Source organism: Mycobacterium interjectum, from assembly GCF_900078675.2.
Classification (GTDB): Bacteria; Actinomycetota; Actinomycetes; order Mycobacteriales; family Mycobacteriaceae; genus Mycobacterium; species Mycobacterium interjectum.
Genome location: NZ_LT546237.1, coordinates 4395875 through 4411044, shown reverse-complemented (window position 1 = coordinate 4411044; position 15170 = coordinate 4395875). Strand labels below are relative to the sequence as shown.

Here is a 15170-nt window from a genome sequence, read left to right as displayed (position 1 = left end):
GAAGTCGAGCCCGCCGATGGCGGCGGTGGCGAACAGCTCGGCCGCTTTGCCGAGCGCCGCTTCGCGCTCCGCGACGGGCAGCGGCCGGCTCTTGCGCTGCGCCCCGATGGTGCGCGAAACATACAGCGGCGGAACAATGCTCAGCTCGGCAACGGCAGCACCCGCGGTGCTCGTGATGATTTCGCGGTTGCGGGTGCGGTAATCGCCGCCCGGACCGAGCGCGTCGATGCGCACCAAATCGGGTGCGGGAAAGGCTTGTTCGGGCCCCATGGTTCAGTACACGCCCTCGATGACGGCCTCACCCTCGAAGGTGGTGACCGGCCGCACCGCGCTGACGGAATCGCTGAGTTGACCCGCCGGGCCGGGCGTTCGGATGGCCAGATCGCGCTCCAGGTTGTTCGGGATGAACATTCCCTTGCTGATATGGTTCATCACCACCTGGCCCGGCTGCCCGTAGGCCACGCGTTCGCCGGTGTCGGGATCGACCACCCAGAACACGACATACGGTGTCCGCGGGTCGAACACGAACGAGCCGTCGTCGGCGGTTCGGGTGACCGCCTGGGAGAGCACCATGGTGCTGCCGAAGGCCATGGTGATGGTCGTGGTCGGGAAGATGTCGCGAAGCACATCGAGCGTGTCCGCGTCCACATGCGCACCGCTGAGCAACAGGTAGCGGATCTTGTCGTTCACCAGGTCCACCATGCGATCGTTACGGGCGATGGCCTCGAGCAGCGGCGGGGTTGTGTGCAGATTGGCGACGTTCTGCGTCTGGAGCACGAACACGGCTTGGTCGATGACATGGTCGACATAGGCGGCCACTTCGGCGGCCGCGTTGCGCGCGGCGAGCTTTTTCACCCAGCGGGGGTCGAGGTCGATCGCGTGGAAGGCCGCGCCCAGCCGCCCGGAGACCAAGCGGGAGAAGTAACCGACGCCGTGTGGGCCGCCGGGCATCAGGCACAGGAAGCCGTGGCCGCGGACAAAGCCGCCCGTGGCGAAGTCCTCGGTTTGCCACTGCACCACCTGCGCGATCCAGTCCGGCATCTGCACGGTCCGTTTCGGGGCCCCGGTGGTGCCGCCGGATTCGAATACCTGGGGCACCGGTGGCGATGACCCATAGCCGCGCGGAACGAGGTCCTCCACCGGCACATCGCGCAATGCGTTGACGAGGTTGGGGAACAGGCGAAGATCCGCGAAGCTTTTGACATCGGTCAACGGGTCGAAGTCCAGATTCCGGGCGGTCTGCAGCCAGAACGACGAACCGGTGTCCGCGCCGAAGTGCCAGGCCATCGCGGCGGCCAGATAGGCCTCGGGGTCTTGCAGCGGAGCCGATCGGGGAACCTCCAGCAGCGAAAAATCGCCCATGCCAACGATCCTGTCACAGGGGCGGCCCCGCAACCGGGTGCGCGCGACACCGGGCACACGGGCGATGAACGCTGCCCCACGTCGCGGGAAACGCTTTGTGGCCGACCGGTTTCAGCCGTCGCGCGCCTGCCGAAGGGCTTCGGTGATGGCCTCGTTGAAGGCGGGGTAGACCTCGTCGTAGCGACCGTCGCGCTCGGCGAACCGCAAGGGCTTGACGCGCTCCACGACGATCTCGTGGGCCTCCGGTTCCGTCTCCAACAGGCTCATCGTCTCGGCGATGTACTCGTCCAACGGCATCGCCCTGGGGTCGCTGGAGTCGAACCCCCGCCCACGCTGCAGCCCCGTCTGCACGTGCGGTGGAATGATTTCGATCACCTGGACCGCAGTCCCGCGGAGCTGGAAACGCAGCGACTCGGTGTAGGAATGCAGCGCCGCTTTGGTCGCGCAATACGTGGGCGTGACGGCGCTGGGCACGAAGGCCAGGCCCGACGTGACGTTGAGTATCGCCGCCCGCGGCTTCTTCAGCAGGGATGGCAGCAGCGCCGCCGTGAGCCGGATCGGGCCCAGCAGATTGATCGCGACGGTCAGCTCCGCCACGCTGGGGCCGGTCGTGGTGAGGTCCTCGAAGCGCTGGACGCCGGCGTTGTTGACGAGGACGTTGAGGTCCCGGTAGTGGTCGGTCACCTCGGTGGCGAACCGCCGGATGTCGGCGGGGTCGCCTTGATCCAGCGACAGTGTCCGGATGCCCGGGTTGGCGTCGGCGACGGCCTGCAGCGGCTCCCGCCGCCGGCCCGCGATGACCACCGTGTTGCCGAGCCGGTGGAGCGCCTCGGCCAGGCCGCGCCCGATTCCGCTGCCGCCCCCGGTCACCAGCACCGTATTGCCCGTCATCCGCATCGCCGCTCCCCTCCGTCCAGTCAGTACCGTCTCACTTTCGTCCTTTTGGGGACCGCTGGGTAGAGCCGACGACGGTGTGGACGACCTGCCGAAGCCAGCGGTGCGCCGGATCTTCGTCGACGCGCGGGTGCCAAACCGCGTAGAACTGCACGTCGCCCAGCTCGCCGGGCGCGCCGAGCACGCGGACGGGCGCCGAGCCGGCAAATTGCTCGACCTGTCGAGCCGGAACGGTCAGCACCAGCTGGGTGCCGGGCAGCACGGCGGCGCCCACGACGTGGTACGGCACGACGACGGCGACGCGACGGCGTACGTCGCGCGCCTCCAGGGCCTGATCGAGGCCGGGCTGGCCGAGATCGATGCTCACATGCGGCCACCGCAGGTATTGCGCCAGTGACACCGAAGCGCACGCGGCGAGCGGGTGCTCGGCGGCCACGACGCAGACGAACCGGTCGGTGAACAGGTGCCGGCTGCTGTATCCGTCGGGTGCCGCGCGGCCGCGGATCACCAGGTCGGTCGTCCCGGCGTCCAGCCTGTCGAACACCCGCGCGTCGAGGGGCTCACAGGTCACCGTCGCGTTGGGCGATCCGGTCAGGATCCGCCGGATGAGCTCGGGGCCGAACGCCGCGGCGGTGTAGTCGCTGACCGCCAGCCGGAACGACGGGGCCGCGGTGGCCGGGTCGAAGGTCTCGCCGGCGAAGAGCTGGTTGAGTTCGGTGACGACGGTCGCCAACTGGGCCTGGATGCGCTGGGCGCGCGGGGTCAGCGAGTACCCGTCGGGCCCGCGGACCAGCAGCTCGTCACCGAAGTGCCGTCGCAGCCTCTGCAGGGCCCGGCTCATCGCGGGCTGGCTGAGCGCCACCCGGTCGGCCGCGCGCGAGACGTGGCGCTCCTCGAGGAGCGCCACCAGGGGCGGCAGCAGGTTCAGGTCGACGCGCTCCATATGCGTCCGGCGCATGCTGTTGATACTAGCTATTCATTTCACAAATAGACCGATGCGGCGCAGAGTTGAAAGGAGAAGGCATCCCCGACGACAGTGAGGAAGGCCGATGCGCTACATCGCCTTGGAAGAAGCGTTTTTCATTCCGGAGTTGGCCGAACTCCGGCCGGCCCACCGGCAACTGATGCAGCTGTTGCGGCCCGAATTCGGCGAGCGGTATGAACGCCGGCTGCCCGACTTCGCCGAATATCGCCTGTCGGAGATGGACGAGGCCGGCATCGACATCCAAGTGCTCTCGCTGACGTCGCCGGGTCTGCAAGTCGAGCTCGACGCCGAGCGGGCCCGCCACAACGCGCGGTTCGCCAACGACTACCTGGCGAAAGTCATTGCCCGACAACCGGATCGGTTCCGCGGGTTCGCCGCGCTGCCACTGCAGGATCCCGCCGCAGCGGCCAGGGAACTCGAGCGCGCGGTCAACCGGGACGGGCTGTGCGGGGCGCTGGTCAACGACTGCATCAGCGGCCCGGGCGGGCGCTACCTGGACGCGCCCGCATACGACGAACTGTGGTCCGCGGTGGAATCCCTTGGCGTGCCGCTCTATTTGCACCCGGGGTCGCCGCCGGCCGATCGCTGGAGCGTCATTGACGGCCGTCCGGAACTCTACGGGGCGACCTGGAGTTGGGCCGCCGAGGTGAGCGGCCACGCGTTGCGGCTGCTGTTCGGCGGCGTGTTCGACCGGCATCCGGGCGCGACGCTGATCCTGGGCCACATGGGCGAGTTCTTGCCGTTCCAGCGCAGCCGGTTGGACTCCCGCTACGCCACCATCTCCGCGGCCGCCCCGCTGCGGCGCGCGCCCTCGGCGTACCTCGGCACCAACATCGTCTTCACCAACAGCGGGGTGTTCTCCCCGGCGGTGATGCTGGGAGCGGTGCTGGAGGTCGGCGCCGACGCGGTGATGTTCTCCGTCGACTATCCCTACGAGTCCTCGCGCGAGGCGGTCGAGGGATTCGAGCGGACGACGCTGTCCGCGGCCGACCGGGAGAAGATCGCGCACGGCAACGCCGAACGGCTGCTGCGCATCGGCTAAGCAGCGTGGTTGTGGAGGCGGCGCGGGTCGACGCCCGCGCGGCGCCAGGCCTTGGCCGCCCAGGGCAGGTAAATGAACGCCACCGGCAGCCGGTTGACGAGCGGATTGAGCGCGCGCACCACGGCGGCGAACCGCTGGAATCGCTTCTCCCTCTTTGCATCCCATTCCAGCTGGCACACCTCGCGCATCTGCTGCGGCAGCGTTCCCACCAAGACCAGGCGAGTGTAGGCGTTCAGCGGAGCGGACAGCATCTTCCAGACCGGCTTGGGAATCCAGCGCGGGCCCGGTATGCCTTTTCGGATGTAGCCAGTGCCGTACAGGACGGTCTTGTGCGGGACGAACCGCTCGAGCATCTCGTCCCAGTAGGCGACGAACTCGTCGTAGGTCTGCGGCTGCCCGCGGTCGCTGACGCCGTAGAGGCCGTACCAGACCTTGCCCTCGTTGAAGATCAGCTCCTTTTCCGCCCGCGACAGCCGGCGGATGAACGTGTCGGTCGTGTAGATGACCTGGTCGACGAACGTGGCGTGCGCCCAATAGAACAACTCCGGGTTGAGCGCGTGATAGCGGGAGCCGTCGCTGACGGTGCCCTTGATCGGCTTGTGGAAATCCCGGACCTTGCGGCCCCAGTCATGCGGGTCGTCGGAGTAGACGGTCTTCATCAGCGGCGGTGCGGTCCGCTTGGCCCGGCCCAACGTGTCGCTGAAAATCACCGAGTGATCCAACACGCCCTGGGCGAGTTGCTCGATGCAGTTCTCCACCCCGGCCGTGCGCTGGAATCCGAAGAACTGGGTGCGGTGGTCGCCGTAGAACTTCCAGATCAACGACTCGGGCCCCAGCCGGGGCGCAGCGTGGGCAGCCTCGTCGTCCAGCGGCATGGGCACCGCCTCGCGAACGCCCGTGTCGAAATCCCGTTGCGCCGTCATCCCCATCTCCTCGCCGCCCGCGCGCGCACCTAGTTGTGCACCAGAGGAACAAACTCGTATCTTTGTATCAAACGATGCCGTGCCGCTTGCCGTGGGGGTCCTGATCCATGCCGAACCACAGCCTCGATCTCGGCGCAATGACCGATCTCGAGCGCACCATCTTGGATACCGCGCGGGAGGTCTTCGAGACCTACGGCGTACGTCGGGCGAACATCGAGGACGTCGCCGCCCGGGCCGGCATCAGCCGCAGCACCATCTACCGGCGTTTTCCGACCAAGGATGACCTGTTCGAGCAGGTGGTGCGCCGCGAGGCTGAACTCTTCTTCCGAACCCTCGACCAGGCAACCGCGGGCTGTGACCCACAGCGGGCCGTGATCGAGGCGTTCGCGCTCGGGGTCCGCCTGGTCCAGGACTCCCGGCTCTATTCGCGGATCGCCGAAAGCGAGCCCGAGCTGTTGGGGATGTTTTCCCGGTCCGACGTCTTCCCGATTCGCCAATTCGCCGACGGGATCGCGCACACCCTGCGGCGCTGCGGGGCGGACGTCCCCGATTCCGACCTGGCCGACATCGCCGACATCCTGCTGCGCGTCGCCCTGGGCATCATCGTGTTTCCCACCGACCGACTCGACACCTCGGACCGGGCGGCCGTTCGCGACTACGCCGCGCGCTACCTGGTCCCGATCATCGGGCGCTAGCGAGTGCTCGACTTGTCGGTGCGCTGAATTAGCCTGATACCCGTGCCTGGATTTTCTGGGACACCACGCACCCGCTACGCCAGTTGCGGAGACACGGACATCGCCTACCAGGTGTTCGGCGACGGACCGATCGACCTGCTGCTGCTGCCGGGGCCTTCGATTCCGATCGACTCGGTCGACGCCGAGCCGTCGATGTACCGCTTTCATCGACGGCTGGCGTCATTCGCCAGGGTGATCCGGCTCGACCAGCGCGGGATCGGGCTGTCGTCCCGCGTCCCCTCGACCGACGTGATCGGGCCGGAGTTCTGGGCCAAAGACGTCGTCTCGGTCATGAATGCGGTGGGCTGCGAGCGCGCCACGATCGTGGCTCCGGGGTTCACCTCGATGACCGCGCTCACGCTGGCGGCCGAGTACCCGGAACGGGTGAGCAGCCTGGTGATCATCAACGGCGCGGCCCGCACCCTGTACGCGCCCGACTACCCGATGGGCTCCAAGGTCGAGGACCTCGACCCGTATACCACCGTCGCGATCGACCCGGACGCCGTCGAGCAGGGCTTCGACATGCTCGGCATGATCGCGCCCAGCGTCGCCCGCGACGACGCCTTCCGCGGCTGGTGGGACGCCGCCGGCAACCGCGCCGCCTCGCCCAGCATGGCGCGCGCGATGATCTTGACCATCCGGCAGGCGGACGTGCGCGACACGCTGCCGCGCATCACCGCGCCGACGCTGATCCTGCATCGCGCCGACTCCGAGTTCACCCCGGTCGCGCACGGCCAATACCTCGCCGAGAACATCGCCGGATCGCGCTTCGTGGAGCTACCGGGCGACGACACCCTGTACTGGGTCGGCAACACCGCGCCGATGCTCGACGAGATCGAAGAGTTCATCACCGGCATGCGGGGCGGTTCCGACGCCGAGCGCCTGCTGACCACGATCGTGTTCACCGACATCGTCGGCTCCACCGAACGGGCCGCCGAACTCGGCGACGGCCGCTGGCGCGACCTGCTCGACAACCACGACACCATCATTCGGCACGAGCTGCAGCGGTTCGGCGGGCGGGAGGTCAACACCGCCGGCGACGGGTTCGTCGCCACCTTCTCCAGCCCCAGCGCGGCGCTGGCGTGCGCCGACGACATCGTCGACGCGGTGCGGGTGCTGGGCATCGAGGTGCGGGTGGGCGTTCATGCCGGCGAGGTCGAGGTGCGCGGCGCCCTGAAGAAGGACATCGCGGGCATGGCCGTGCACATCGGTGCCCGGGTGGCGGCGCTTGCCGACGCCAGCGAGGTGCTGGTCTCCTCGACGGTGCGCGACATCGTCACCGGCTCGCGCCACCGGTTCGCCGACCGGGGGGAGAGCGAGCTCAAAGGCGTGCCGGGGCGGTGGCAACTCTGCGCCCTGGTTCGCGAGCGCGCCGCAGTCAGGCGGTAACCAACCCGACATCTGGAGACGGTCGACGCGCCCGTCGGCTCGGCTAGGCTGGTTTCTGGCTCGTGGCAACCTCGACTGTTGTTCTACAGCTTCGCTTTTGATTGAAGGAGTACGCGTGACCGACGTGCATGTCTCGCTGCCGCCCGCGCTCCGCCGAGCGCTGGATCTCCTCGCCGATCCGCCGGCGGATCCGGACGTCAGCAAGGGCTACCTGGATCTGCTCGGCGCCGGATCGGGCGAGGACGCCGTCCCGAAGAACACCGGCCCGATCCAGGCGGCATGGGCCTCACCGATCGGGTCGATGCTGTACGACAACGCCCAGGCCCTGTCGCGCCGGCTGATCAGCGCGTGGGCATTGCCCCTCGAGTGGTTGGACATCCCCCAGGGCGGCGTCGCGCTGGACGTCGGCTCGGGTCCCGGCAACGTCACCGCGTCGCTGGCACGCGCGGCCGGCCCCGAGGGGCTGGCGCTGGGCGTCGACATCTCCGAGCCCATTCTTGCCCGCGCCGTGCGTAACTAGGCGGGCCCCCAGGTCCGGTTCGTTAAGGCCGACCCGGTACGACGTCGCCCGNCGACTTCCGCTGCGCGACAACACCGTTGACGCGGTAATCTCGACCGCTGTGCTACAGCTGGTTCCGAATCCGGCGGCCGCGCTGGCCGAGATGGCGCGGGTGCTGCGCCCCGGCGGCCGGCTGGCCATCATGGTTCCTACGGTCGGGCGGGCCGCTCGGTTCTGGCAAAAGCTGCCGAACGTCGGGGCGCACGTGTTCGACGACGACGAAATCGGCGACATCCTGGAAAGCGACGGGTTCGCCACCGTGCGCGTCAAGAACTACGGCACGTTTCAGTGGGTGCGCGGCAAGAACGGCTGAGTCTCAGTCGCGCTTGATGGCCGGGTGCCCGCGGGCCAGCACCGGTAGCAGCCACTCCGGCGGCGCCACCCGGAAGAAGCCCGAAGCCGCGCGGTCGTTGCCCGGCGGTGGCAGCGGCCACGTCAGGCCTCGCTCGCCTGGGCCAGCGTGGCGAGCCGGTCGATCGATGCGCGCAGCATGTCGGCTGTCGTCGAACTGGCCCTCTCGAAGCGGGTGCTGTCGGTCAGCGCCGTCCAGTCGTAGGTGTGGGTCACGCTGGTGAGGGTGGCGTTGATCGGGGCGAGCTCCCAGCGCCAGAGATGGCCGGGCGGCAGCTTTTTCGGTTCCGCCGGGCGCCACGCGATCATGCTGCCCTCGATGAACTCCACCACGTGGTTCTCCCGCACGGCGCCGTTCGTCAGCGTCGTCTTGAAGACGTCACCGACCTGCCGGACGCGCTGCCCCGGAGGCGACGAGGCGAGGTTGTTGTTGCCGTCCCAGCTCGGCTGCCGAGCGGGATCGGCGATCAGGTCGAAGATCCGTTCGGCGCTGGCCGAGATCACGCGGGTGGCGCTCACGATGCGTTCCGGTTCCATGCGGTTATCCAAACACGCCCGCCGGGCCGGTGCGGATGTGACTTTCGGCGGGCGCGTTGGGGACCTTCGGCCGTCGAAGCGGCCCCCGGCCGGCTGCCATGGTGGTCTTGCCGGGTTCGCCCCGGTGGCCTGTCCGAAGTGCAGCAAGCCCATTTTTGGGTGAGGCCCCCACGGCCTGCTTGACCCACCGTCACAAGACGGGGATCTGCCTTCGGACAGGCCATTTAACGTCGGCCGGTCCGCTAGCCCACCCGGAGCGCCTCGACCGGTCCGGACAGCGCCGACTTCATGTAGCGGGTGTCGTCATCGGCCAGCACCTCGACGTCGCCGCGCTCGATGCCGTCGGCGATCTGCCGCGCCACCTGCCGCGGGTCGTTCTTGGGCACGTCGAAACCGGAGGCCATCTCGGTCTCGGTAAAGCTCAGGTGGACGCCGGTGACCAGGGTGCCCTGCTTTTCCAGCTCGATGCGCAACGAGTTGGTTGCCGACCACAACGCCGCCTTCGAGTCGCCGTAGCCGCCGAACCCGGCCACCCAGGACAGGATCGAGGCGATGTCGACCAGCGCCCCGCCACCGTTGTCGGCCAAGATCGGCGCGAAGGCCTGGGCAACCCGAAGCGCGCCGAAGTAATTCGTCTCGAACACCGCCCGCACTTCCTCGATGTCGCTGCTGAGCAGATTGTGCGCACCGATGATGCCGGCGTTGTTGACGACGATGTTTGCGTCCGTCGCCGTAACAGCCAGCGCGGCAACCGAATCCGGCTTCGTCACGTCCAGCGCGACGCTGACCACCCGCGGGTCCTCGCTGGGCTTGGGCGACCGCGCCGTGGCGTAGACCTTGGCCGCGCCCCGGCGCAAGAACTCCTCCACGATGGCCTTGCCCAGCCCGCGCTGTCCGCCGGTGACGACGACCGTTGACCCCTTGATGTTGACCATGATCCTGACTCCTTGACGTAAGTAAACGTGCTTTGCATCTGTCATGGTAGTTGACGCTTCCGACATATGCAAGTATGTTTTGGATATGTCATCGCAATGGTGTGCGTCACAGCGGTACCAGCTCGTCCCGGCCCCCGGCGGTCTCGCCCTGGTTCAGGACTTCCTCAACACCGCGGGCATCGAGGGATACGGGCCGGACCTGTTGACCGACAGCGCGCTCGCCGACGACTGGGTGGCCGGCGCGGTGCGGGCGTGGTCAGCCGCGCGCGGCCTGGACGCGCAGCCGCCGCCGCTCGGCGGCGCGGACCTGTCCAAGCTGCGGGCGCTGCGCGAGACGATTGCCCAGCTCGTCGCCGGGCAACCGCCGACCGGGCGCGGCACGGACCCCGTCCCGGCGTCTCTGACGCTGTCGACTGCGGGTGAGGTGCGGCTCGAACCCGCCGGCGCGGGGTGGCGCTGGCTGGCGTCGGCGCTATGGGGAGAGGTTTTGCTCAGCCAGCGGGACGGCACCTGGCGGCGGATCAAGCGATGCCACAACCCGCAATGCGCATCGACGTTCTACGACCGCTCGAAGAACAACAGCGGGGTGTGGCACGACGTGAAGACGTGCGGTAACGCCGCCAACCTGCGGGCTTCCCGGGCCCGGCGACGCGAACGCGACAGCACGGCCCAGCGCACGGCGCGCGGCTAGGCCCCCCGACCCGCGCCTGGGCCGTCAGCAGCGCTCGGCGCCCCGGGGCATGATGCATGGGCCGGAAGCCCCTTGGCGTCGAGCGCCTTTCAGCACGGCCTGCAGGGCGTTGCACGCGCGTGCCGTAATCGGGGCGACCATGTCGCGGTGGGTGGGGCGCGGACCCGTCCGGTCCTGCAGTGTTGACACGTTCTAATCCCTTGTCCGTTCGGCCAGTTCGCCGATTCATTGAATTGCACCCCGGCCGTTTTACGGGCGCGCCGCGCCGCGGTAAACGTCACGAAAAGGGATCTTGTGGCATCACCCACATTGGTGGCGCAACGTCCGGCTCGTCACACCCTGTGCCTGAACCGGCGAAGATAGCCGAAAAGCCGGCGCGCCGGCACCGGCTTTGGCCAGTCGTCGGCGCGGAAGTATGCGTCGGTGCCACCATCGACGAACAGCACGCTGCCGCAGAGGAAGTCGGCGGAATCCGACAACATGAAGCACATCCAATCGGCCAATTGCCGGGCGTCGCCGAAGCCGCCGACCGGGACCGGGAACGACCGAACCGCCTTGGCCTGTCTGGGGTCGGCCAGCTGCTCCTCGAGCAAGGGCGTCATGATGGCGCCCGGCGCGATGGCGTTGAGCCGCACACCCGAACCGGCCCACTCGGGCAGCACCGCATGCCGCCGCACCCAGCGGGCGACGGCGATCTTCGAGGCCGCGTACATCATCGTCGGCGCGGCCGGGCCGAAGATTCGTACGGACCGCAGCGCCTTGTCGGCGTCGTGCGCGAGCAGCGCCCGCACGGTCCGCCGGGGTACCGCCGGCACCGTCGTCGTGGAATTGCTGGAGACGACGACGACCTTGGCGCGTTCGGCCGCCGCCAGTGCGGGACGCAAGGCGGCAAGCAGCTCGACCACCCCGAGGTAGTTGACCTGAGCGATTTGGCGGGGCCGATCCCGTCCCGGGCCCGGGCCCAGCCCGGCCGCCAGCACGGCGCCCTCGAGCCTGCCGNGATCGCATACGTGCCCATGGAAAACCTCCGCTCCTCGTGCCGCAGTATGCCCGTCAGCCGGCGGCCGCGGCGCGCTCGAGGTCGAGGAGTTGCTCGCCCCGCCGCTCCTCGTCGTAGGCTTTGCGGCCACCGCGCAAACCGAACAGCCGTTTGGATACCAGCAGGTAGATCACGGCGGCCACGTTGATCGTGAAGGTGACCACCCGGGTCATCGTGATGCCCTTGGCGAGGTCATGGATTTCCAACGGCAGGAAGACCGAGGTCGCGATCACCGCGAAGTACTCGCCCCAGCGCTTCAGCAACCAGAGGCCAACGCCCTCGATGACCTCGATCAGCGCATAGACGATCAGCATCGCGGTCAGCAGGGCCAGCGTGGACGGCTTGGTGGTGAGCGCCTTCTCCAGCTCGTGCACGATCGTCATCTGATCGACCTTGAAGCCCGCCGCGCGAAAGATCGGCAGGTCACGGTCCAGGGTGGCCTGGATGGCTCCCCGCGCGCCACGGAACTTCCACACGGCGTACGCCGCCAGCGCGATTACCAGCGCACGAAACAGCCGTTCCACCGCGAGCGCGCGGATGATGATGGCCTGGCGTAAGGCCTTGCCGCGCATGATCATCGGCGCGTCCTCGGCGCGGCCGCGCCCGTGTGGTTCACCGACGGTGAATTCAGCGCAACGCAGGCAGCGCCAGACCTCGCCCAGCCCGGTGGTGCCGCTGAGCCGGTCGGCGAGCGCTGCCTCGTCCGGGGCGTACGTGACGTGCCCCGCCACGGCGCAGGTGACCAGTTCCCATCGGTTCTTGTCGCGATCTTTCGCCATGGCAGATCATTGAATGCCGATGGCGAACGATGCAAGGGGGCGCGCGAGTCGGGCCGTCAGAAACGCGCCTTGCGGCGCGGGCGCTGGGCGGCGGGGCTGACCGCGCCGAGTAGGGCGGCCAACTCGGAGACGGTTATCTCGTCCAGGTGGTCGACCGCGGCGATGATGTCGTTGCACAGCGCGTCTGTGCAGAAGGGCTCGGCGAGCCACCGGAACTTGTCGACGACACGCTCCCAGGGCATGGGCCGAGTGGGCGATCCCTCGTAATCGCTTTGTTCCCTGGTGAATTCGCGTCCGTCGCGGGTCACCAGGTGCACGCGGGCCGCCGTGCGTTGCGGGTAGTCCGCGGTCAGGTCGGCGGCGGCGCTGACATCGACCCGAGCCAGCAGGTCCTGAACGTCGCCGCGCAACACGCGTTCGGTCTCGAGCTGCTCGGGACCGACCCCACCGTCGAGCAGCGCCACCGCGCTCAGGTATTTCAGGTTGTAGTCCGCCTGCTCCTTGGTCAGCGGATGATCCTTGACGCCGTAGGCTCCCCCGCCGGCGAAGTCGAACGCCCCCTGGAAGACCTCGAGGGTGACCCGCGCAACGTCTTCGCCACGCAGGTCGTTGTCGCCGCGAAGCGCCAGGATCGCGTCGATGATGACCTGGCCGTGGATGAGCGAGCAGTACTGCTTGAGGTAGGTCTGCTCGACGCAGGCGAGCGCCCGGTCGGCGGTGCGGAGGTCGATGGGCTGATCGAAGAGCTGCGCCAGTCCCTGCGGGCCGTCGAACAATGCCTTGGGTCCGGTGATGCCGCGGCCGGCCAGCATCGTGGTGTAGACCGCACGCATGCCGGTGATGGCGGGCGAAATGCCCTTCCAGTTCGACACCGGCTCGGCGTGTACGGCCGCCAGGGAAACGTTGTCGGCAGCGGCCGCAGCGATGGCGCTGGCGGTTTGTTCGGCGTCTAGCCCCAGCAGCTTCGCCGATCCGGCCGCGACCGACATCGCCAGTTGCAACGCGTGATTGAGGCCGCGTGCCATGACCGGAACCTGGGCGCTGAACCGGCATTGGACCTCGTAGGCTACCGCGAGGGCCAACAGAAAATCCGCTCCGGTGGCGTCGACGTACTCGGCCATGGCCAGGACCGCGCCGAAGTTGTCCGCGGGATGGCAGAGCCCACCCACGGTCAGGTAGGTGTCCAGCAGATCGGGATAGCGCACCAGCACCGCGTTGAAGAACGCGGCCTGATCGACCGATGCCCGGCCCCCGCCGACCAATGTGGCGGTGGGGGCACCGCTGAATTGGGCGGCGTGCGCGCGGATCGTGCCGATGAGCTCGCCGTCCAGCGAACCGACGGCGCAGGCGACGCTGTCCAGCACGTTGCGTTTCAGCAATGCGCGTGGCGAACCGCCGAGGTCCGCCGGCCCCGCACCGACGACAAAGCCGGCGAGATCGTCCACAACGTAGTCATGCGCCATGGTGTTTGTCCTTACCCGGTCAGAATCCGGTACGGTGCCGCCATCTGCCGTTGTGCGCTCTCGAGTTGCCGCGCAACGGTTTTGATGGTGTATCGCCCCGCCGCGGCCAGACACCAATAGCGGGGCACCAGCCCGTTGGACCCCGTGACCCGGGTGCAACGGCTCTGGGGGAGGCCCGGCACCGGCAAAGCGCCTTGCGCCGCAGTGGTTTTGGCTGCGACGCGGCTGTAGGCGCCGGTCAGCCCGACATCGTCGAAGGCACGGGCAATTCCGAAATCGCCCAACAGGACTCGCTCGTCGGGACCGATCGGGCCCGACAGCAGCAAGTTGCCCGGTTTGACGTCGCGGTGCACCACGTTGTGGGCGTGGGCGAAGTCGAGCGCCTTGGCGACCTGAGCGATGACGTGCACGGCGCACGAGAGCACCTTCAGCGCGGTCTGGCGCGGCAGGCTCGGGTCGACGGCCAGATACACCGTGCCCATGCCGCCGGTGCCCAGCACCCGCTCGATGCGGTACCCGCACACCACCGCGCCGCTTGTCAGCACCTCAACACCCTACGGTCACCCCCGTATCCGTACGGCTAACCTATCCGGCGCGATCCACCGTGGGCTGCTGTGATTTCGCGATCGCCGCCGTTTCGCTGGTGAGCTTTTCCCCGATGATCCGGATCTGCCGAGCGCTGAGCGGACACAGCGGATGCACCGCCAGCATCAGGGCGGCTTGCCCACGATGGTCGAAAACCGGGGCGGCGACGGTGACCACGGGTTGCTTGCGACGACCGGGATTGTCGTCGGACAGGAAGCCGATGGTGCTGAACTCGACGAGGAGCTGAGCCAGGATGTGCCGCACCGGAGTCGGCATCTCGTCGCTGTCCAGCGTGCCGACGACCTGGACGGCCTGCGCCAGTGCGGGCGTCGTCCAGTCGACGTCGTATCCACGCCGCCGCGTGTGCTCCAAGACGCGTTCGAGGCGGCGGATCCGATCGCCGTTGTCACCCGCGCCGCGGCGGACCCACGCCCGTTGTTCCTCCTCGGTGTCCCAGGCGGCGAGCGCGACGCCGAACGGCGGGGCGTAGGGGATCCGGTCGCCCGGAATGCCCGCCGGCTGCGTTGCGGGGTCACCCTCGAAGGCCGTGACCACCAACGAATCACCGAATCGCTCGACTACTGACCCGGCGTAGCCGACTTCGCGGGCGAGTCGCAGCGCCGCCGAACGCGCAGCGTGCGCGAGCGGGCGCGCGGTGTCCGTCCGCGCGGCCACCACGGCGAGCGCGGGACCCAGGGTGAATGTCTTCGCGACGGGATCGCGGCTGGCCCAACCGCGGTCGCACAGCGTCTTCAGGATCGCGTGTGCGGTCGCCTGGGTGAGGTCGAGCTCGCGCGCGATGTCGGAGAACCGCAGCCGGGCGTGTGCGGACCGCGCCAGCAGCTCGACAACGTCGAGCACGCGGGCGGTCGGCGCCGACGACGATCCGCGGATGGCTTGAC

At 68.5% G+C, this 15170-nt stretch carries 15 protein-coding genes and 2 pseudogenes; 5 read left to right on the top strand and 12 right to left on the bottom strand.

Going from position 1 to position 15170, the window contains the following annotated elements; genetic code table 11:
- From BN4348_RS60195 to BN4348_RS55870, 4 genes and pseudogenes are all read right to left on the bottom strand, one after another.
- Positions 1–234, bottom strand: a pseudogene (locus tag BN4348_RS60195) (aldehyde dehydrogenase); the annotation flags it as partial.
- Positions 235–273: 39 nt separating this feature from the next.
- Complete coding sequence (locus BN4348_RS55880; protein ID WP_066917250.1) at positions 274–1362, bottom strand: acyl-CoA synthetase family protein; 1089 nt, start codon at positions 1360–1362, stop codon at positions 274–276.
- A gap of 111 nt (positions 1363–1473) precedes the next feature.
- A complete protein-coding gene (locus BN4348_RS55875) occupies positions 1474–2259 on the bottom strand; it encodes an SDR family oxidoreductase (RefSeq protein ID WP_066917249.1) in 786 nt (261 codons plus the stop codon).
- 31 nt (positions 2260–2290) lie between these two features.
- On the bottom strand, positions 2291–3214 hold the full coding sequence (locus BN4348_RS55870; protein ID WP_066917248.1) for a LysR family transcriptional regulator: 924 nt from the start codon (positions 3212–3214) through the stop codon (positions 2291–2293).
- A 91-nt stretch (positions 3215–3305) separates the two neighbouring features.
- Here BN4348_RS55870 and BN4348_RS55865 point away from each other — a divergent pair, with 91 nt between their 5' ends.
- Positions 3306–4283 carry an amidohydrolase family protein gene (locus tag BN4348_RS55865; RefSeq protein WP_066917247.1) on the top strand — a complete coding sequence of 326 codons (978 nt, stop codon included), beginning with the start codon at positions 3306–3308 and terminating at the stop codon, positions 4281–4283.
- On the opposite strand, the gene BN4348_RS55860 is transcribed toward BN4348_RS55865, so the two are convergent.
- Positions 4280–5206: an oxygenase MpaB family protein gene (locus BN4348_RS55860; RefSeq protein WP_096866332.1), complete on the bottom strand. Its 927-nt coding sequence runs from the start codon at positions 5204–5206 to the stop codon at positions 4280–4282. The genes BN4348_RS55865 and BN4348_RS55860 overlap by 4 nt on opposite strands.
- Positions 5207–5313: 107 nt before the next feature.
- Between BN4348_RS55860 and BN4348_RS55855 the strand changes: the two genes are divergently transcribed.
- The 3 genes and pseudogenes from BN4348_RS55855 (at position 5314) to BN4348_RS55845 (ending at position 8201) form a co-directional block, all read left to right on the top strand.
- Positions 5314–5901 (top strand): TetR/AcrR family transcriptional regulator, encoded by a 588-nt coding sequence (locus tag BN4348_RS55855; protein WP_066917245.1) that lies wholly within the window; start codon positions 5314–5316, stop codon positions 5899–5901.
- Positions 5902–5943: 42 nt separating this feature from the next.
- The gene (locus tag BN4348_RS55850) at positions 5944–7329 is read left to right on the top strand and encodes an adenylate/guanylate cyclase domain-containing protein (protein ID WP_066917244.1); all 1386 of its coding nucleotides are present in this window, start codon (positions 5944–5946) and stop codon (positions 7327–7329) included.
- Positions 7330–7444: 115 nt separating this feature from the next.
- Positions 7445–8201, top strand: a pseudogene (locus BN4348_RS55845) (methyltransferase domain-containing protein).
- Positions 8202–8323: 122 nt separating this feature from the next.
- Here BN4348_RS55845 and BN4348_RS55840 read toward each other — a convergent pair.
- Both BN4348_RS55840 and BN4348_RS55835 read right to left on the bottom strand, forming a co-directional pair.
- A complete protein-coding gene (locus BN4348_RS55840; RefSeq protein WP_066917243.1) occupies positions 8324–8776 on the bottom strand; it encodes an SRPBCC family protein in 453 nt (150 codons plus the stop codon).
- A gap of 242 nt (positions 8777–9018) precedes the next feature.
- Positions 9019–9711, bottom strand: a complete 693-nt coding sequence (locus tag BN4348_RS55835) for an SDR family oxidoreductase (RefSeq protein WP_066917242.1) — start codon at positions 9709–9711, stop codon at positions 9019–9021.
- Between the two features lie 85 nt (positions 9712–9796).
- Here BN4348_RS55835 and BN4348_RS55830 point away from each other — a divergent pair, with 85 nt between their 5' ends.
- Positions 9797–10402: a CGNR zinc finger domain-containing protein gene (locus BN4348_RS55830; RefSeq protein WP_066917241.1), complete on the top strand. Its 606-nt coding sequence runs from the start codon at positions 9797–9799 to the stop codon at positions 10400–10402.
- Positions 10403–10734: 332 nt separating this feature from the next.
- Here the strand turns inward: BN4348_RS55830 and BN4348_RS55825 are convergent, their stop codons facing one another.
- The 5 genes from BN4348_RS55825 to BN4348_RS55805 form a co-directional block, all read right to left on the bottom strand.
- The gene (locus tag BN4348_RS55825; protein ID WP_066917240.1) at positions 10735–11532 is read right to left on the bottom strand and encodes an SDR family oxidoreductase; all 798 of its coding nucleotides are present in this window, start codon (positions 11530–11532) and stop codon (positions 10735–10737) included.
- Positions 11456–12220 carry a DUF2127 domain-containing protein gene (locus tag BN4348_RS55820; protein ID WP_066917239.1) on the bottom strand — a complete coding sequence of 255 codons (765 nt, stop codon included), beginning with the start codon at positions 12218–12220 and terminating at the stop codon, positions 11456–11458. The genes BN4348_RS55825 and BN4348_RS55820 overlap by 77 nt, the downstream gene beginning before the upstream one ends.
- Before the next feature lie 56 nt (positions 12221–12276).
- Complete coding sequence (locus BN4348_RS55815) at positions 12277–13665, bottom strand: MmgE/PrpD family protein (RefSeq protein WP_084454653.1); 1389 nt, start codon at positions 13663–13665, stop codon at positions 12277–12279.
- Positions 13666–13694: 29 nt separating this feature from the next.
- The gene (locus tag BN4348_RS61955; protein ID WP_084454651.1) at positions 13695–14165 is read right to left on the bottom strand and encodes a protein kinase domain-containing protein; all 471 of its coding nucleotides are present in this window, start codon (positions 14163–14165) and stop codon (positions 13695–13697) included.
- Positions 14166–14268: 103 nt separating this feature from the next.
- Positions 14269–15129 carry a helix-turn-helix domain-containing protein gene (locus BN4348_RS55805; RefSeq protein WP_066917236.1) on the bottom strand — a complete coding sequence of 287 codons (861 nt, stop codon included), beginning with the start codon at positions 15127–15129 and terminating at the stop codon, positions 14269–14271.
- Positions 15130–15170: the final 41 nt, after the last annotated feature.